The sequence below is a fragment of the Microbacterium gorillae genome, assembly GCF_050990725.1.
In the GTDB taxonomy this organism is placed as follows: Bacteria; Actinomycetota; Actinomycetes; order Actinomycetales; family Microbacteriaceae; genus Microbacterium; species Microbacterium gorillae_A.
Map to the genome: position 1 here is coordinate 2,750,333 of NZ_CP158844.1, position 18,549 is coordinate 2,768,881.

The 18,549-nt window shown below is 67.4% G+C and carries 17 protein-coding genes; 2 read left to right on the forward strand and 15 right to left on the reverse strand.

The features are described 5' to 3' along the window. Positions 1–4: 4 nt before the first annotated feature. The 13 genes from nrdR to murC form a co-directional block, all read right to left on the reverse strand. The gene (nrdR, locus tag ABTV68_RS12710; RefSeq protein WP_433674062.1) at positions 5–475 is read right to left on the reverse strand and encodes a transcriptional regulator NrdR; all 471 of its coding nucleotides are present in this window, start codon (positions 473–475) and stop codon (positions 5–7) included. Positions 476–555: 80 nt separating this feature from the next. After that, a complete protein-coding gene (gene hisD, locus ABTV68_RS12715; protein ID WP_433677606.1) occupies positions 556–1,860 on the reverse strand; it encodes a histidinol dehydrogenase in 1,305 nt (434 codons plus the stop codon). Continuing rightward, positions 1,857–3,197: a hypothetical protein gene (locus tag ABTV68_RS12720; protein WP_433674064.1), complete on the reverse strand. Its 1,341-nt coding sequence runs from the start codon at positions 3,195–3,197 to the stop codon at positions 1,857–1,859. Before ABTV68_RS12720 ends, hisD begins: the two co-directional genes overlap by 4 nt. Positions 3,198–3,204: 7 nt before the next feature. After that, positions 3,205–6,675: a DNA polymerase III subunit alpha gene (gene dnaE / locus ABTV68_RS12725; RefSeq protein WP_433677607.1), complete on the reverse strand. Its 3,471-nt coding sequence runs from the start codon at positions 6,673–6,675 to the stop codon at positions 3,205–3,207. 111 nt (positions 6,676–6,786) lie between these two features. Continuing rightward, complete coding sequence (locus ABTV68_RS12730) at positions 6,787–7,707, reverse strand: RluA family pseudouridine synthase (RefSeq protein WP_433677608.1); 921 nt, start codon at positions 7,705–7,707, stop codon at positions 6,787–6,789. A gap of 2 nt (positions 7,708–7,709) precedes the next feature. Continuing rightward, positions 7,710–8,540 carry a signal peptidase II gene (lspA, locus tag ABTV68_RS12735; protein ID WP_433674066.1) on the reverse strand — a complete coding sequence of 277 codons (831 nt, stop codon included), beginning with the start codon at positions 8,538–8,540 and terminating at the stop codon, positions 7,710–7,712. A gap of 10 nt (positions 8,541–8,550) precedes the next feature. Then, positions 8,551–9,174 carry a DivIVA domain-containing protein gene (locus tag ABTV68_RS12740; protein ID WP_433674067.1) on the reverse strand — a complete coding sequence of 208 codons (624 nt, stop codon included), beginning with the start codon at positions 9,172–9,174 and terminating at the stop codon, positions 8,551–8,553. A 91-nt stretch (positions 9,175–9,265) separates the two neighbouring features. Then, complete coding sequence (locus ABTV68_RS12745; RefSeq protein ID WP_433674068.1) at positions 9,266–9,580, reverse strand: YggT family protein; 315 nt, start codon at positions 9,578–9,580, stop codon at positions 9,266–9,268. A 7-nt stretch (positions 9,581–9,587) separates the two neighbouring features. After that, positions 9,588–10,070 carry a cell division protein SepF gene (locus tag ABTV68_RS12750; protein ID WP_433674069.1) on the reverse strand — a complete coding sequence of 161 codons (483 nt, stop codon included), beginning with the start codon at positions 10,068–10,070 and terminating at the stop codon, positions 9,588–9,590. A gap of 35 nt (positions 10,071–10,105) precedes the next feature. Beyond that, positions 10,106–10,792: a YggS family pyridoxal phosphate-dependent enzyme gene (locus tag ABTV68_RS12755; protein WP_433674070.1), complete on the reverse strand. Its 687-nt coding sequence runs from the start codon at positions 10,790–10,792 to the stop codon at positions 10,106–10,108. Further along, positions 10,789–11,946 (reverse strand): cell division protein FtsZ, encoded by a 1,158-nt coding sequence (ftsZ, locus tag ABTV68_RS12760; RefSeq protein WP_433674071.1) that lies wholly within the window; start codon positions 11,944–11,946, stop codon positions 10,789–10,791. Before ftsZ ends, ABTV68_RS12755 begins: the two co-directional genes overlap by 4 nt. 273 nt (positions 11,947–12,219) lie before the next feature. Further along, entirely contained in the window at positions 12,220–13,407 is a 1,188-nt protein-coding gene (locus ABTV68_RS12765; RefSeq protein ID WP_433674072.1) for an FtsQ-type POTRA domain-containing protein, read from the reverse strand. Positions 13,408–13,466: 59 nt separating this feature from the next. Next, a complete protein-coding gene (murC, locus tag ABTV68_RS12770) occupies positions 13,467–14,867 on the reverse strand; it encodes a UDP-N-acetylmuramate--L-alanine ligase (RefSeq protein WP_433674073.1) in 1,401 nt (466 codons plus the stop codon). Between the two features lie 117 nt (positions 14,868–14,984). Here murC and ABTV68_RS12775 point away from each other — a divergent pair, with 117 nt between their 5' ends. Beyond that, entirely contained in the window at positions 14,985–15,836 is an 852-nt protein-coding gene (locus tag ABTV68_RS12775; protein WP_433674074.1) for a hypothetical protein, read from the forward strand. Then, a complete protein-coding gene (locus ABTV68_RS12780) occupies positions 15,833–16,186 on the forward strand; it encodes a GntR family transcriptional regulator (protein ID WP_433674075.1) in 354 nt (117 codons plus the stop codon). Before ABTV68_RS12775 ends, ABTV68_RS12780 begins: the two co-directional genes overlap by 4 nt. A gap of 1 nt (position 16,187) precedes the next feature. On the opposite strand, the gene ABTV68_RS12785 is transcribed toward ABTV68_RS12780, so the two are convergent. Continuing rightward, a complete protein-coding gene (locus ABTV68_RS12785) occupies positions 16,188–17,261 on the reverse strand; it encodes a UDP-N-acetylglucosamine--N-acetylmuramyl-(pentapeptide) pyrophosphoryl-undecaprenol N-acetylglucosamine transferase (protein WP_433674077.1) in 1,074 nt (357 codons plus the stop codon). Positions 17,262–17,303: 42 nt separating this feature from the next. Beyond that, positions 17,304–18,536, reverse strand: a complete 1,233-nt coding sequence (locus tag ABTV68_RS12790; protein ID WP_433674078.1) for an FtsW/RodA/SpoVE family cell cycle protein — start codon at positions 18,534–18,536, stop codon at positions 17,304–17,306. Between the last annotated feature and the right edge of the window lie 13 nt (positions 18,537–18,549).

The window sequence follows — 18,549 nt, forward strand, 5'->3', positions numbered from 1 at the left end:
GGCGTCAGTCGGCGGCGCGGACGGGACGCAGATGGTCGGCGCGCAGGTCCGTGATGGCCGCTTCGAAGTCCTCGAGCGACTCGAACGCCTGATAGACGCTGGCGAAGCGCAGGTACGCCACCTCGTCGAGCTCACGGAGGGGCTGGAGGATGGCGAGGCCGATCTCATTGGCGTCGATCTGGCTCTGCCCGGTCTGACGCACCGACTCTTCAACCCGCTGCGCGAGAAGCGCCAGATCAGCGTCGGTGACGGGCCGGCCCTGGCAGGCCTTGCGCACACCGGATACGACCTTGTCGCGGCTGAAGGGCTCGATGGCACCGGAGCGCTTGATCACACCGAGGCTGGCGGTCTCCAGAGTGGAGAAACGGCCTCCGCATTCGGGGCACTGACGACGACGACGAATCGAGAGTCCGTCATCGCTGGTACGCGAGTCGATCACACGGGAGTCGGAATGGCGGCAGAACGGGCAATGCATGGCCTCCACAGGATACGGCACACACGGCTGCGCGCCGTCCCACCCGGGACGGCGCGCATGTAACTGCCAGGATCGGCGCGTCAGAGGAAGCGCGCGGTGACCGCTTCGCCGTGCGCCGGCAGGTCCTCAGCATTCGCCAGAGCGACAATCTCGGAGTGCACAGCCTCCAGCGCGTCGCGGGAGTACTCGATGATCTGCTGCGGACGCAGGAAGGTGTGCGCACCGAGGCCCGCGGCGAAGCGGGAAGAACCTGCCGTCGGCAGCACGTGGTTGGAGCCGGCGAGATAGTCCCCCAGGCTCACCGGCGACGACGGGCCGATGAAGAGGGCGCCGGCGTTGGTGTAGCCGGCCGCTGCGTCGGTGGCGTCACGGATGTGCAGCTCGAGGTGTTCCGGACCATACGCGTTACTGACGTCGCGCGCCGCTTCGGGCGAGTCGACCAGCACGATCGCCGACTGCGGCCCGGCAAGGGCGGCACGGACGCGCTCCGCGTGCTTGGTAGCACCCACGCGAACCTCGATCGCAGCCGCCACCGCGTCCGCGAGGGCCGGGGAGTCCGTGACCAGCACCGCACCGGCCTGTTCGTCGTGCTCGGCCTGGCTCACCAGGTCCGCTGCGACGAGGGCAGCGTCAGCGGAGTCGTCGGCCACCACGAGGATCTCGGTGGCGCCGGCTTCCGCATCGATGCCGACCGTGCCGGAGACGACGCGCTTGGCCGCCGCGACGAAGTTGTTGCCGGGCCCGGTCACCACATCCACCGGATCGAGCCCGAGGGAGGCGACACCGTGCGCAAGAGCGCCGATAGCCCCCGCACCGCCGATCGCATAGACCTCATCGATGCCGAGGAGCGCGGCGGCAGCCAGGATCGTCGGGTGCACGCGGCCGTTGTGCTCGCGCTGCGGCGGGGACGCGAGCGCCACGGAGGTGACTCCCGCAACCTGTGCCGGAACGACGTTCATCACAACGCTGGATGAGAGGGCCGCCTTACCGCCGGGAACGTAGACGCCCACACGATTGACCGGCTGCCAGCGCTGGGTGACGCGGGCTCCTTCGGCGAGCTGAGTGACCTGCGGTGCGGGAACCTGCGCGGCAGAGGCCAGTCGAACGCGGCGAATGGATTCCTCGAGCGCCGCCCGCACGGCGGGATCGACGGTCGCCAGAGCCTCGTCGAGCTGCTCCTGCGGCACGCGGATCGCGTGTCCTTCTGCCCCGTCGAAGCGAGCGGCCTGCTCACGCAGCGCCTCTTCTCCGCGAGCTCGCACATCGGCGACGATCTCCGCTGCGACGACCTGTGCGTTCGCATGCGCGTCGGTGCCCCGGGGGACGACGGCGAGAAGTTCTGCGGGCGAGAGCTGCTGCCCGCGCAGGTCGATGGTGCGCATCAGTTTCTGATCACTCCGGTCAGGTCGGTGAGGAAGCCCACTCGTCCGTCCGCAGAGCGGACCAGCAGGCGGTCCCCGCGGTCTTCGAGGGCGAGGGTCCAAGCGGACGGGTCCACGGGGAACATGGGACGACCCAGGGGGTCGACCGCGATGCGCGCCTCGGGAACCAGAATCCAGAATCCCCGATGTGCCGGCGCTTCGGATCCGCTTCCCGCCCGGTCGTCGTCCGCCGCTCCCGGATCGGCACCCGCAGCAGGTGCGAGGGCGTCCTCGGGAGATTCGACGGTCGGGGCGACCGCTCCCATGCTATCCGCCTCGTGCACAGGCTCCGCACGAGGAACGTCATCGTCCGACGCAGAGCCGAAAGCGGACGCGAGGCCGTGACCGACCTGAGCCTCGTGCTCGGGTGGTGTGACGGTTCCCGCGGCCGAATCGGCCCCGCTCACGCGGGGTACCGGGTGACGGAACGGACCTGCAGCGGGGAACATTGTGACGGCGCGCACCGGAGCCGCTGCGGACCGGATCGCGTCCGTCGCGCTGATGAGCACGGCATCGGTTCCCGCGACTTCCCGCTCCCCTGCCCGAGGTCTCAGCGGTCGGTCCGACGGATGAGCGAGCGCCGCGGGGCGGGTGGTGAAGTCCTCCCGTAGCCCCGGGATGAGGGATCCGGCGAGGCCCACCACCACGAATCCGACAGCAAGCAGGCACCCGAACCATGCGACGGCGCCCAGTGCCATCACGTTGAGCCACCCGAGCAGTGCGCTCACCGAGGCGGCGGCGATGAACGCGTCGGCGCTGAACATGCCGACTCGCAGATGCGGAGCCCAGCAGCGGCGCACGATGGCGATGATGACGGCGATGCCCGGGATCGCGATGATCATGACCCACAGCGCTGCGAGCGCGACGACGGGGTGGTAGGCGCCGGGTGAGACGGAGATGAATCCGGCCGCGAGCTGAGCGAGACCGAGAATCACGATCAGCACCTCGCGGAGCGTGAAGACGCCCACCTGCGGCGGCTGCCGCGTCACGGTGGGAGCGGTGGCGCCGAGCGCGACGATGTCCTGCCAGGGATCGCCGGTCGCGGTCTCGCGCGCGGGCCACGCGTCGCTGGAAACTCGCTGATGCGACTGTTCCTCTGCGGGTCGCCCGGTCCGGGCCGTTGCTCGCCGCCGCGTGCGTCGCTCCTCATCCCGCGATGCGTCCTCGGGACGACGGGATTCCGCGGAGGCGCCCGCATCTTCTGCCACTGCTGCAGACCCTGGCACGGGCGCGCCCGTGGGCACGACCTGCGGCAGAGGTGCGTAGGGATTGCGGAACTCTCCGCCGGGGGCATCGGTCATCGCGTCGTCACCCCAGGCACTGCGGGCCGAGCAGCGACTTCAACTCGCCGAACAGCTCTGCGGTGAGTCCGACGGAATACGGGAGGTCGAACACCTTCGCGCTGCGACCCCGGTGCATCTTGAGAATCACGTCGGTGTCCCCCGCGTTTCGCCGCAGGATCTCGGCGAGCTCCATCATCGCGCGCTCCGTCGCTCGTGCTTCCGAGAGGACCAGCGTGAGCTCCGAGCTGGCGTCCAGCGAGCCCACGTCTGGCGTCATGGCGGACTGCGCATGAATGTTCATGCCGTCGTCGCGACGGGAGACACGACCCCGCACCGCGAGGATCGAATCCGGCTGCAGGGCGTGCTGGAACTCCAGGTACGTCTTCCCCATGAACATGACCGTGATCTCACCGGAGAAGTCCTCCACAGTGATCATGCCGTAGGGGTTTCCGCTGGCCTTCGCGACGCGGTGCTGCACGCTGGTGACAAGACCCGCCACGGTCACCTGATCGCCGTCGTTGACGTCTTCGCTGCTGAGGAGGTTCTCGATGCCGGTCGACGCATGCTTGGCGAGCGCCATCTCGAGGCCCGCGAGCGGGTGATCGGAGACGTAGAGACCGAGCATCTCGCGCTCGAACGCCAGCTTGTCCTTCTTCGTCCATTCGGGCCGGTCGGGCACATAGGACGTGGTGGAGGTCTCGTCCTCCCCGAGCAGGCTGTCGAAGTCGAAGCCGATCGCGCCGGTTGCTGCCTTCCTCTTGTCGCCCACGGCCGCGTCGACGGCGTCCTCGTGGATCTCCATGAGGGCGCGACGTGTGTCGCCCATGGAGTCGAAGGCCCCCGCCTTGATGAGGGATTCCACGGTGCGCTTGTTGGCGACGTGCGCGGGTACGCGCTTGAGGAAGTCGTGGAACGAGATGTAGGGGCCGTCCGCGCGCGCTTCGACGATGCCGTCCACCACGTTGGATCCGACGTTGCGGACCGCACCGAGACCGAAGCGGATGTCTTCACCGACAGCGGCGAAGTATTTGATGGACTGGGACACGTCCGGCGGCAGCACCTTGATGCCCATGCGACGGCACTCGTTCAGGTACAGCGCCATCTTGTCCTTGGAGTCGCCGACACTGGTGAGCAGCGCAGCCATGTACTCGGCCGGATAGTGCGCCTTGAGGTAGGCGGTCCAGTACGACACCAGGCCGTAGGCGGCGGAGTGCGCTTTGTTGAAGGCGTAGTCCGAGAACGGCAGCAGGATGTCCCAGAGCGCCTTGATGGCCCCCTCGCCGAAGCCGCGTTCCACCATGCCGTCGTGGAAGCCCTCGTACTGCTTGTCCAGCTCGGACTTCTTCTTCTTGCCCATCGCGCGGCGGAGGATGTCTGCCTGTCCGAGCGAGAAGCCGGCCACGCGCTGGGCGATGGCCATGACCTGCTCCTGGTAGATGATCAGACCGTAGCTGATGTCCAGGATGTCCCGCAGCGGTTCTTCGAGCTCCGGGTGGATCGGGGTGACCGGCTGCAGGCCGTTCTTGCGCAGGGCGTAATTGGTGTGCGAGTTGGCACCCATCGGGCCCGGTCGGTACAGCGCGATCACGGCGGACACGTCTTCGAAGTTGTCCGGCTTCATGAGGCGCAGTAGCGAGCGCATCGGTCCACCATCGAGCTGGAAGACGCCGAGCGTGTCACCGCGTGCGAGGAGTTCGTAGGACGCCTTGTCGTCGAGCGGGAGGTGTTCGAGATCGAGGGTCTCACCGCGGTTGGCGGTGATGTTGTCCAGCGCATCGGAGATGATCGTGAGGTTTCGCAGCCCCAGGAAGTCCATCTTGATGAGACCGAGGGACTCACATGCCGGATAGTCGAACTGCGTGACGATCTGGCCGTCCTGCTCGCGCTTCATGATCGGGATGATGTCGATCAGCGGATCGGACGACATGATCACACCGGCGGCGTGCACGCCCCACTGTCGCTTCAGGTTCTCGATGCCCAGCGCGGTGTCGAACACCGTCTTGGCCTCGGGGTCGCTGTCGACGACGGCACGGAACTCGCTCGCCTCCTTGTAGCGGGGGTGCTCCGGGTCGTACATGCCGGTCAGCGGCATGTCCTTGCCCATCACCGCCGGCGGCATCGCCTTGGTGAGCTTCTCGCCCATGCTGAACGGGAAGCCAAGCACGCGACCGGCGTCCTTCAGAGCCTGCTTGGCCTTGATGGTGCCGTAGGTGACGATCTGCGCGACGCGGGCATCGCCGTACTTCTCGGTGACGTAGTTGATCACCTCGGTGCGGCGACGGTCGTCGAAGTCGACGTCGAAGTCGGGCATCGACACACGATCGGGGTTCAGGAACCGCTCGAAGATGAGGCCGTGCGGCAGGGGGTCCAGGTCCGTGATGCGCATAGCGTACGCGGCCATGGAGCCTGCTCCGGAACCACGTCCGGGACCCACGCGGATGCCGTTGTCCTTCGCCCAGTTGATGAAGTCGGCGACCACGAGGAAGTAGCCGGGGAACTTCATCTGGGTGATGATGCCCACCTCGTAGTCGGCCTGCTTGCGCACGTCGTCGGGGATACCGTCCGGGTAGCGGTAGTGCAGCCCCTTCTCGACTTCCTTGATGAACCAGCTCTCCTCGGTCTCCCCTTCGGGCACCGGGAATCGGGGCATGTAGTTGGCTTCAGTGTCGAACTCCACGTTGCAGCGCTCCGCGATGAGGAGCGTGCTGTTGACGGCCTCGGGGTGATCCCGGAAGAGGTCGCGCATCTCCGCCGCGGACTTGAGGTAGTAGCCGTCGCCGTCGAATTTGAATCGCTTCGGGTCGTCGAGAGTGGAGCCGGACTGCACGCACAGCAGAGCTGCGTGAGCGTCAGCGTCGTGCTGGTGCGTGTAGTGCAGGTCGTTCGTGCCGACGAGCGGGATGTTGAGGTCCTTCGCGATCTTCAGCAGATCGCCCATGATCCGGCGCTCGATGTCCAGGCCGTGATCCATGATCTCGGCGAAGTAGTTCTCCTTACCGAAGATGTCCTGGAACTCCGCGGCGGCCGCCCGCGCCTCGTTGTACTGCCCCAGTCGCAGACGCGTCTGGATCTCCCCCGACGGGCAGCCGGTCGTGGCGATGAGGCCCTCATGGTAGGTGTTCAGCAGCTCACGGTCCATGCGGGGCTTGAAGTAGTAGCCCTCGATGCTGGAGAGCGAGCTCAACCGGAACAGGTTGTGCATGCCGGTGTTGTTCTCGGCCCAGATGGTCATGTGCGTATAGGCACCGGACCCGGAGACATCGTCGGACTGCTGCTCGGCAGTGCCCCAGCGGATTCGTGTCTTGTCGCTGCGGTGGGTGCCCGGGGTGACGTACGCCTCGATGCCGATGATCGGCTTCACTCCGCCGGCCTTCGCGGTCTTGTAGAACTCGAAGGCTCCGAACGTGTTGCCGTGGTCGGTGACGGCGATGGCCGGCATGCCCTGTTTCTCGGCTTCCGCGACCATCGCTCCGAGGCGCGCCGCCCCGTCCAGCATGGAGTATTCGCTGTGGACGTGGAGGTGCACGAAGGAGTCGCTTGTCACCCTTTGAGCCTACCCGCCACCGCAGACACCAGCGGTCGTATCGCGGGTGCGCGTGCCGGGCTGTCAGGGGTTCGCGAGAACGTCCAGGGCGTGCTGCAGGTCCGCGGGATACGGCGATTCGAACGTGACCCAGTCACCGCTGCCGGGGTGCTCGAACGCCAGGCGATGCGCATGCAACCACTGCCGGCCGAGGCCGAGCCGCGCGGCAAGCTTGGGGTCCCCGCCGTAGAGCGGATCGCCCACCAGGGGGTGTTTCATGGCCGCCATGTGGACGCGGATCTGATGCGTGCGACCGGTCTCCAGGTGAATCTCCAACAGGGATGCGCCGACGAACGCCTCGAGCGTCTCGTAATGCGTGACGGAGTCCTTGCCCTCGGGGCGGACGGCGAACTTCCAGGAGTGCGCGGGGTGCCGCCCGATCGGGGCATCGATGGTTCCGGCCAGCGGATCGAGGTAGCCCTGTGCGATGGCGTGGTAGATCTTCTCGACCGTCCGGTCTTTGAACGCGCGCTTCAGCAGGGTGTAGGCATGCTCCGATTTCGCGACGACCATAAGCCCGCTGGTTCCGGCGTCGAGACGATGCACGACACCCTGACGCTCGGGTGCACCGGACGTCGCGATGCTGAATCCGGCCGCAGCCAGCGCCCCCACGACCGTCGGTCCGTCCCATCCCAGCGAGGGATGTGCGGCCACACCCGCGGGTTTGTCCACGACGACGATGTCGTCATCGTCGTGGATGATGCCGAGTTCCGGGACCGCCGTCGGAACGACCTCCAGGTCGCGCTTCGGCTCCCACGCGACGTCCAGACGCGCGCCGCCGGACACCCGATCCGACTTCCCCACCGGACGACCGTCCAGGAACACCCCGCCGGATTCCGCGATCTCCGCGGCGAAGGTACGAGACACATCGATCAGACGTGCCAGCACCGCGTCGACGCGCGATCCATCCGCTTCACCGTCGATGACGAAGGAGCGCGACTCCACGCTCACGCGTCGTGACGGGCCGGAAGGGTGTCCGGGTTCTCGGGGGCGCTCTCCGGCGCATCGTCAGCGGCGTCGACGTCTTGGGCGTCGGCGTCCGACAGCTCCTCGGCGACCGCGGCCTGCTTCTCGGCGAGAGCGTCGGCTTCTGCTTCTTCGCGGCGGTTCTCCGTCATGCTGTGCGTGGTCCCTTCTGATGACGACTGCGCGGCCAGGCGGTCACGGCGTTCGCGTCGACTCTCATAGCGATCCTCCTCGTCGATCGCACCGAGCACCACCCCGGCGCCGGCGGCCTCTGCGGTCGCCGTGGTCGCCTCCGGCTTCGCCTCGCGCGTGCCGTCCATGCGGATGCCGACGAGCACGATGATCGCGATTGAGATCATGCTCGTCACGATGAACATGTCGGCCACGTTGTAGATGGCCGGCATCATCCACGGAGTGTTGATGAAGTCGACCACGTGACCCACGAGGAATCCGGGTGCACGGAAGAGACGATCGGTGAGGTTGCCCAGTACCCCGCCGAGCAGAGCGCCGAGCACCACAGCCCACAGGCGCGACTTCACGCGCGTGAACATCAGGACGATGATCGCGACGGCGACGGCGGCGAGTGCGAGCGAGAAGATCCAGGTGACGCCCTCGCCCATCGAGAACGCGGCACCGGGGTTGAAGGTCAGCGTGAAGCGGAGGAACTCACCGATGACATTGACCCACACCCCCTCCTGCAGGTTCTGCAGGACGAGGTGCTTGGTGAACTGGTCGGCGGCCAGGGCCACCACCGCGATACCCGCGATGATGGCACTGGCCGCCGCCCGAGCAAGTGGCTTCCTGACGGTCATCCGTTCAGGATCAGAGGCCGACGGCGGACACCGGCGTGGTGCCGGAGGCGCTGCCAGAGGCGTCGAGGTCCTTCAGCTGGCCCTCGATGTACTTGCGCAGGTTGGAGCGGTAGTCGCGCTCAAAACCGCGGAGCTCGGTGATGCGGCCTTCCAGGGTCTTGCTCTCCTCGTTGAGGCGCGCGATCTCCTGGCGGCTCTTCTCCTCGGCATCCGCGACGATCTTCGCGGCCTGCGCCTGGGCGTCCGAGATGAGCTGGTCGCGCTGGGCCTTACCCTCGGCGACGTGCTCGTCGTGCAGACGCTGCGCGAGCTCGATGATGCCGGCGCTGGCCGCGGCGGGCTGAGCCGCCGGTGCCTCGACGGGAGCGGGCTCGGGGGTCGGCTCGACGACGGGAGCCGGCTCCTCCACCGCGGGAGCAGCGACCGGAGCGGGCTCGGCCGGAGCGGCCGCAGCAAGCTCACCGGACTCGTACTTGGCGAGCTTCGCCTTGAGCTCGGTGTTCTCCTCGATGGTCTTGCGCCACTCGACGACGATCTCGTCGAGGAAGTCGTCGACCTCGTCCGGGTCGAAGCCCTCCTTGAACCGGACGTGCTGGAACTGCTTGGTGACGACGTCATCCGGGGTCAATGCCATGATGGCTCCTCTTTCACTTCAGGAAGGTCAAGGTCCAGGTGCGATTCCGTGGGACGCTCGCTCCGAGAATTCAGCATAGCTCCCCCACCCGTCAACCAGCCAAGACATCCCCGAGCACGCCGACGAAGGTGATCAGCACCAGGCACAGGATGAAGGTGACGGTGAAGGAGAGGTCGATGGCGACGGGGCCCAGACGCAGCGGCGGGATGAACCGTCGGAAGAACTTCAGCGGCGGATCAGTGATCGTGTAGACGATCTCCGCCAGCACGAGACCGAAGCCTCGCGGACGCCAGTCCCTGTTGAAGCTCGGAATGAGATCCAGCACGATACGAGCGAGCAGCGCCAGCAGGTACAGATTCAGGGCGAAGACGATGATCTTCGCGATGAGAGAGACCGCGAAACCCACTACGAACTCAGGACTGCGAGAAGGCGTCGGCGTCGGCGTGCGCGATGCCGCCGTCACCCGAGATCGCGATGTTCTCCGGAGAGAGCAGGAAGACCTTGTTGGTCACGCGCTCGATTCGTCCGTACAGGCCGCTGGCGAGGCCACTCGCGAAGTCGATGAGACGACGAGCCTCGGCGTCAGACATCTGCGACAGGTTCATGATCACCGGAACACCGTCACGGAAGCTTTCCGCGATGCCCTGGACATCCTTGTAGGCCTTGGGGTGCACGGTCAGGATCTCGCTGACCGGACCGGCAGCGGGCTGACGCACCACGGCCGGACGACGAAGCGGGGTGACGGGTGCGGTGACGCCTGACTCTTCCACGGTTTCCTCCCGGACGACCTCACGCGGACGCTGACGCGCGGGCGCCTCCGCAGCGGGCTCCTCGTAGACTTCTTCCTCGTCGGCAAGACCGAGGTAGACCATCGTCTTCTTGAGCGGGTTCGACATCGCGTCCTCCGTGATTGTGCTCGTCTTGTTGCAGGTTATCCCCGGGCGGGTCGCTCGCCCGTGATTGCGGAACCGATCCGCAGGTGTGTCGCGCCGCAGGCGATGGCCTCGGCGAAGTCGTGGCTCATTCCCGCGGAGATCCACCTCGCGGTGGGCTCGATCGCTCGAACCCGCTCGGCGTACCCGGCGAGACGCGCGAAGGCAGAGGCGGGTGCTTCGTCCAGCGGCGCGACCGCCATGATGCCGCGCAGACGCAGCGAGTCGAGGGAGAGGATGTGCTCGGTGAGGGCGTCGAGCTCTGCGGGAGCAACACCACCGCGTCCCGGGTCGTCCGTGAGGTTGACCTGGACCAGCACCTCCAGCACGTCGTCTTCGGCGGGAGCCGCGGCGTGCAGCGCATCAGCGAGCCGGAGCCGGTCCACGGAGTGAACGATGGACGACGCAGCGCGCACCTGACGCGCCTTGTTCGTCTGCGCCTGTCCGATGAAGTGCCAGTGCAGATCGTCGAGATCCGTGAGCTCGGCGCGCTTGGCGGTGAGCTCCTGCTGCCGGTTCTCCCCCACGTCTCGGACGCCGAGTGCGGCGAGGTCTCGAACCAGAGACGCCGGATGGAACTTCGTCACCACGATGCGGGTGACTTCGTCCGCCGAACGCCCGGCGTCACGAATCGCGGCGTCGATCCGCTGATCGACGTCCGCGAGTCGTGACTGCAGCGTGCTCACTTGAGGAAGTCAGGGATGTCGATGTCGCTGTCGTCGAACGCGGAGTCGAAGCCGCCGAGGTCCGGCAGGACGGGCGTGGCCGCAGCCGTGGTCGCAGCAGCGGGTGCCGACTCGGCCGGAGCCTTCTTCTCCTCTTCAGCCGGAGCCTTCTCCTCCTCCGCCGCCGGACGCTGAGCGACCGTCGGCAGCTCGAGGCGGGGGGTGGGCTCGCCCGCATCGAAGCCAGCGGCGATCACCGTGACGCGGACCTCGTCGCCGAGTGTGTCGTCGATGACCGTTCCGAAGATGATGTTGGCCTCGGGGTGCGCGGCCTCCTTGACCAGTTGCGCCGCGTCGTTGATCTCGAAGATGCCGAGGTTGGAGCCACCCTGGATCGACAGCAGGACACCGTGCGCACCCTCGATCGATGCCTCCAGCAGCGGCGACTCGACGGCGAGTTCGGCGGCCTTGATGGCACGATCAGCACCGCGGGCAGAACCGATTCCCATGAGGGCGGAACCAGCGCCCTGCATGACGCTCTTGACGTCGGCGAAGTCGACGTTGATGAGACCCGGCGTGGTGATGAGGTCCGTGATGCCCTGCACACCGGCGAGGAGCGCCTGGTCCGCGGTGGCGAACGCCTCGATCATCGAGATGCCGCGATCGCTGATCTCCAGGAGGCGGTCGTTCGGCACCACGATGAGGGTGTCCACCTCCTCCTTCAGGCGAGCGACGCCCTGCTCGGCCTGCTGCTGACGCCGGCGGCCCTCGAAGGAGAACGGCTTGGTGACGACACCGACGGTCAGTGCACCGATCGACTTCGCGATCTTGGCGACGACGGGGGCTCCACCGGTGCCGGTGCCACCACCTTCACCGGCGGTCACGAAGACCATGTCGGCACCGCGCAGGGCCTCCTCGATCTCGTCGGAGTGGTCCTCGGCGGCGCGACGGCCCACCTCAGGGTCGGCACCGGCACCCAGGCCGCGGGTCAGCTCGCGCCCCACGTCCAGCTTGACGTCGGCGTCGCTCATCAGGAGCGCCTGTGCGTCGGTGTTGACCGCGATGAACTCCACGCCGCGCAGGCCGAGGTCGATCATGCGGTTGACGGCGTTGACGCCACCACCGCCGACGCCGACGACCTTGATCACGGCGAGGTAGTTCTGGTTCTGGCTCATGCCGGCCTCCGTGTCGTGTGAACCCTGGGTTAAACCTTCACCCTCAGGTAGAAGGTTAAAGTATTGCTGGGTATACATTTACCAGTCCTGACGGTATGCGCCCGGGGCCCCTGTTGCCGCGATGCCACGCCGCGTGTCGGCCAGAACGCCTGCAACACGCGCGTAGACAACCCGCCGGCGGTGGCGCGAGTTGATGACCGCCGAGCCACGTATCGAACGCCCGTTCATGGATGCGTCGCAGGTCGCAACCCGGCACCCGCCAGTGCGAAAACGTCAGCGAACCACGACGGCGCTGGGCGTGGAGACGTCGTACGTCGACACCGGACCCGGAGGGCTTGCCGTCATGGCGGCCGTCAGCACCTGCGCCTTCTCGACCGACTTGTCGCTGCTGCCCCAGATGACGGTCACACCCGAGTCGGCGAGGGTCAGCGTGACATCCTGCGCGGTGGTCGCGGAGACAGCGGTGACCGCCGGGCGGATCGTCTCGGGCAGCGAGCGGATCACGAGACCCGCGGCGATGAACGCCTCCGAGCCGGCACCGCCGGTCGCCGAGATCACGGGCTGCCCCGCGGGGACATCGGGGGTCGTGGACAGCGCGACGCCTGCCGCATCCACCAGCGTGAATCCCGCGTCCGATGCGATCACACCCACCGGCGTCCGCTCGACGATCCGGAGCACCATCTCGTGGGGTGGGCGCGCCTCGATGGAGTAGGTCTCCACCATCGGAAAGCCGACCAGCGCGGCCTTCACCTCGCTGGTGTCGATCGCGGCAAGGGGGCGGCCGAGCTGAGACTGCAACGACTGCTCCAGAGCCGCGGGATCGACGGCGCTGGCACCGACGACAGTCACCTTCTCGATAGCGAACAGCGGGCTGTACGCCGCGGCGTAGGAGCCTCCGGCCACCACCACGAGCACCGTGAGCGAGATGATCCACGCGAGCCGGCGTCGCCTGCTGCGCACCGTGAAGCGACGCATCTCCGATCGCAGAGCACGGCGACGCGCTCGCGTGGCACGCCAGACGTCACGCCAGCGACCTCCACCCGCGCTTTCGGATGGGTCTCCTCCGGACGAGTCATCGACAACCGGGCGACGCGCACGGCGCCCGAAGCGTCCGCGAGGCCGCTCATCGGTCGCAGTCTCGGACTCGAACTCGGACTCTGCGGCATCGTGGCGGACGGCGTCGATCTCGACGACCGCAGCCTGCCCGAAACGACGCGCGGCCCCCGTTCCGAAACCGGCGAACTCGTCATCCGATGAAGGAACCAGATCGTCGAGTTCCTGCGTGGGTTGTTCGTCCTGAGAGGTGGGGGCTGACCCAGCCGAGATGGGAGCGCCATCGTCGAGGCTCACCCATCGCCGAACGTCCTCATAGTCGACGGCGGTGTCCACGTCGTCGGGGTTCGCGGGAGCGTCCGTCTGCGACCGTGCAACCACGACGACCGCGTCATCGATGTCGGGCACTGCGGGGCGCTCCGGCTCGCGACGCGGTGGTCTCGGCGGCTGCTGCGGTCGACGCACGCTCAGTCCGCGTTCCGGCCGAGCGACTCCAGCACCTGCGGAATGATGAGGTTGACGTTTCCGCAGCCGAGGGTCACGACGATGTCGTCCTCGCGTGCGATCTCACCGATGTAGTCGGCGGCACGCTGCCAGTCCGGTTCGTAGTGCACGTGGGTCGGGTCGGCGAAAGCCTCGCTCACCAGCGCGCCGGTGACGCCGGGGACCGGATCCTCGCGCGCGCCGTACACGTCGAGCACCACGGTCAGGTCGGCACGGCTCTCCAGCACCTCCGCGAACTCGGCGAACATGAGCTGCGTGCGGCTGTACGTGTGAGGCTGGTGCAGTGCGATGACACGCCCTGAACCGACTACCGTGCGCGCCCCGGCGAGGGCCGCATCCACCTCGGTGGGATGATGCGCGTAGTCGTCGAACACACGCACGCCGCGCACCGTGTCGTGGAGTTCGAAGCGCCGCGCGGTTCCCTGGAAGCCTTCCATCGCACGTGCTGCGGCGGTGAACTCCTGCCCGAGCGCCACGAGAACGGCCACGGCACCCGTGGCGTTGATGGCGTTGTGGGCGCCGGTGACGGCCAGCCGCACCGACACGGTCTCGCCGGCATGAGTGATGGTGAACGCCACACCCTGCGTCGTATCGACATCGGCGATTCGGAAGTCCGCGTCATCAGCGAACCCGAAGGTCAGCACTCGGGGGTGGCTGACGCGTGCACGCACGGCGACCGCTCCCGCGTCGTCCGAGGAGATCACGACGGCCTCCCGCGCCTCATCCGCGAAGCGCACGAACGCGTCGTCAAAGGCGGCCCGCGAGCCGTAGTGGTCCAGGTGGTCGGGGTCGACGTTCGTGATGAGCGCCACGGAGGTGTCGTAGAGCAGGAATGTGCCGTCAGACTCGTCGGCCTCGATCACGAAGAGCTCATCGGCTCCGCTGCCGCTGGAGACACCCAGCTGCGCGATCACGCCGCCGTTGACGAACGCGGGGTCCTCCCCCAGGGCCTGCAGCGCCGTGACCACCATGCCGGTGGACGTCGTCTTCCCGTGCGCTCCGGCGATGGATACCAGTCGACGGCCACCGATGAGCCAGTGCAGTGCCTGAGACCGGTGGATTACGTGGAGACCGCGCTCCTTCGCCAGCACGAACTCCGGGTTCTCGGGCCAGATGGCACCCGTGTGCACGACGGTGTCGACGTCGTCGGCGAGGTTCGCGGCATCGTGGCCGACATGCACACTGGCACCGGCGTCTTCCAGCGCGCGAAGGCCGGGGCTGTCCGCACGGTCGGATCCGGAGACGCGAATGCCGCGGGCGAGGAACATGCGTGCCAATCCGCTCATGCCGGATCCGCCGATGCCGATGAAGTGCGCGGCACGGATGTCACCCGGGATGGGAAGGCTGAGATCGGGTCGAATCATTTCCGCTCCAGTCTAGATTCGCCCCTCCCCACACGAGCTGAACGGCACACCCGCGGCGTTTGTGTTGACACAGACAGGCGGACGTGCCTAGCCTTTGTGTTGATACAGGGAGGGCTGATGGACCTGACGGGATTCGTCATCACCTGCGGTGCCGCTGCACTGGTCGCCGTGTTCGCGACGCTGGGGACAGCACGACGCTCGGTACAGCGCTTCGGTGACCGACGCGCCCTGCCGCCGCTGACTCCGGCCGCCTTCGCAGCCGTCGTCCGTCAGGTTCGCACGAGTACCCTCTGGGCCACGGTCGCCATCGCCGTCTGCATCGTCGTTGCGGTGAGCGTCGGCCAGCATCTGGCGACGGGGATGTTCGCCGGTTGGGCGCTCTTGTTGCTTATCTACCCCGCGGTCGCGGTCGCGTCTGCGATCCACTCCGCCACCCACCGGACTTTCCGCCCGGCCCCGGGCGGCCCACGGCTGGCACCCACCCGATCGTTCCGAATCGAGGATGCGGTGCCGGCGCCTTATGCCGGCTTCCCTGATCGTCTGCTCTGGGTGGTCGTTGCCGCAGCCGTTGCCGCCACGATCACGTTGGGCGTGACCTCGGCATTCTCACTCGTCTGGGCGGTCGGAACGATCATGGCGACGCTGGCGGCCATCCTGCTCGGCTTCCGCCTTCTGGAGCGTGCCGTCCTGTCCCGACCGCAGCCGCTCCAGAACCGGAGTGAGCTGGCTTGGGATCGTGCGCTTCGCGCCCAGACCCTCTTCATGCTGCGCCAGGTGCAGGCTGGGATCGTGATCACCGCCATCGGAGCGATCATCGCCGTCCCGCTGGCCGGTCTCTTCGGCCCGGATGCCGTGCCTGTATGCATGACCTTCAGCGCGGCCGGCGTGAACTTCGCCATCGCCGCGTATGCCCTCCGCATCGATCAGCACACGCCCACCACGACCGCTCCAGGAGAACAACCCGCATGATCACCATCGATCCCGCCGCAAGCGCTCCCCCCTTCGAGCAGCTCCGAGTGCAGATCATCGACGCCATCGCCTCGGGTGAGCTTCCCGCCGGCGACAAGCTGCCCACGGTACGCCGGCTGGCGGCGGACCTGGAGATCGCGCCGGGAACGGTCGCGCGCGCGTATCGCGAGCTGGAGACCGCGGGATTCATCGAGACCCGCGGACGCAACGGCACATTCGTCCGTGCTCAGGGCGATGTCCGGATGCAACAGGCCCAAGATGCCGCCGCCGGCTTCGCATCACAGGTGCGGGCGCTGCGTCTGGATCCCGGGGACGCGCTTGAGCTGGTCAAGCGCGCGCTCCACCTCTGAGTCAGGGAGCGAGCGCGGCGTCGATCAGTTCGATGACGTTCTCGGTCCCCGAGCGGGTGCCCACCATCTCGGCAGCGGCCACCATACGCGCCCGTGCTGCCTCGTCCTGCAGCAGCGGCACGATGCGCGACCGCACCGCCTCCGGGGTGAACTCGGCGTTCTCGATCAGGATGGCGGCGCCGGCGGAGACGGCCGACGCTGCGTTGAGGCGCTGCTCGCCGTTGCCGACTGCATAGGGCACGTACGCAGCGGGGATGCCCAGGGCGCTCACCTCGCTCACAGTGGCCGCGCCCGAGCGCGACACGATGAAGTCGGCGAGGGCAAAAGCGAGATCCATGCGGTCGAGATAGGGAACAAGCACGTAGCCGGGAGCATGGGGGTCGTCGAACGTCTTCCCCTCGCCCGTGGCGTGGAGCAGCTGCCACCCGGCATCCAGGACCGACTGCCAGGCACCTTCGATCGCGGTGTTCAGCTGAAGGGCTCCCAGCGATCCGCCGAAGACCAGCAGGGTCGGCTTGTCCGGATCGAGGCCGAAGAACTCCGCCGCCTGAGCGCGAGCGGCGACACGATCCAGCTCCACTACCTCGCGACGTAGTGGCATGCCGACGAGGGCGCCGCGCTTGAGCGGTGTGCCCTCGAACGCGACACCGACGCCGGCCGCTCGACGCGCTCCCAGCACGTTCGCGAGGCCGGGCTTGGCGTTCGCCTCGTGCACGACGAACGGCACACCCGCGCGTCGCGCGGCGACGTAGGCGGGGGCTGAGGCATAGCCGCCGAACCCCACCACGACGTCGACACCGTGCTCACGGATGTGGGTCCGCACCTGCGCGACAGCGCGCCGGAATCGCGCGGGGAACTTCACCGCGGCACCGTTGGGGCGGCGCGGAAACGGCACCTTGTCGACGATCAGGAGCTCATATCCGCGCTCAGGGACGAGTCGGGACTCCAGCCCCTCTTTCGTCCCCAGCACCAGCACCTCGGCCCGTGGATCGCGCGCCCGCAAGCCATCCGCAACGGCGAGCAACGGGTTCACGTGTCCGGCGGTGCCGCCGCCGGCGAGGAGGTACGTCGTCATACTCCGATCCTCCCATGGCGAGCTGGAGGAACCCGCGCGCGGTCAGTCCAGACGCTGCACCGGCGTGCGGGGCTTGCGCGCGTTCCGGGGTGTCCCGGCTTCGCCGCGCAACGGGAGAGTCCGGGCGAAACTCAGCAGCACACCGCACGCGATCAGCACCGACAGCAGAGAAGTGCCGCCCTGGGAGAGGAACGGCAGCGGAACGCCCAGCGCTGGCCCCAGGCGCAGCACGACGGCGATGTTCACGAGAGCCTGCCCCGTGATCCACACGATGACCGCCCCCGCGACGATCCGGATGAACAGGTCATCCGTGCGACGGATCATGCTGATGACGGCATAGGTCAGGATCCCGAACAGCACGAGCACCACGATGCACCCCAGGAGTCCGAGCTCCTCCCCGACGATCGCGAAGATGAAGTCGTTCTCCTTGGCCGGAAGCCAGCCGTACTTCTCCGTCGAGTTGCCCAGTCCCACTCCGAAGAACCCGCCATTGGCGAGCGCCCAGAGGCCGTGGACCTGTTGATAGCACAGGCGGTCGTCCACCCCGCACGTGGGGTCGAGGAACGCGGTGATGCGGTCGATCCGGTCGGGCTTGATGATGGAGAGCGCCGCTACCCCGGCCCCGGCGAGCAGCACAGGAACGATGAGGATCCGCAGCTTCACACCAGCGAAGTAGAGCGCCCCCAGAACGACCATCATGATCACCATGGCCGTACCCAGGTCGTCGCCTCCCAGCACACTCGCCAGGACGAGAACCACCACCGGCACCAGAGGGATGAAGAAGTGCGACCACCGATTCAGCAGGGTGTGCTTGCGCGCCAGGATGAATCCGAGCCAGAGCGCAGTCGCGAGCTTGAGAAACTCCGAGGGCTGCGCCTGCATGAAGCCGAGGTTGACCCAGTTGGTATTGCCATCGGCATGGATGCCCATCGGGGTGAAGATGAGCATCTGGAACGCGACGGCGATGATCAGGATGGGCCACGCCATGCGCTTCCAGAACACCACGGGGAAACGGCTGAGAACGAACATCAACGGAATGCCAACGGCGGCGAAGAGTCCTTGCTTCAGCGCCGTATCGAGGTCCTTCTCGCCACTGCCGGCGCTGGTTGCCGAGAGCACCATCACCCAGCCGAACACGGCGAGAAACAGCGATACCGCTGCGATGAGCACGAACTCGGTCGCGACCGGCTGGAAGATCCGTCCCAGACGCACACGCGCCGACAGCCCGCGCGGCCCATCCCCGGAGGGCGCCTGCGGCAGCCGAGTGGTCGCCATGCGCTCCTCCTGG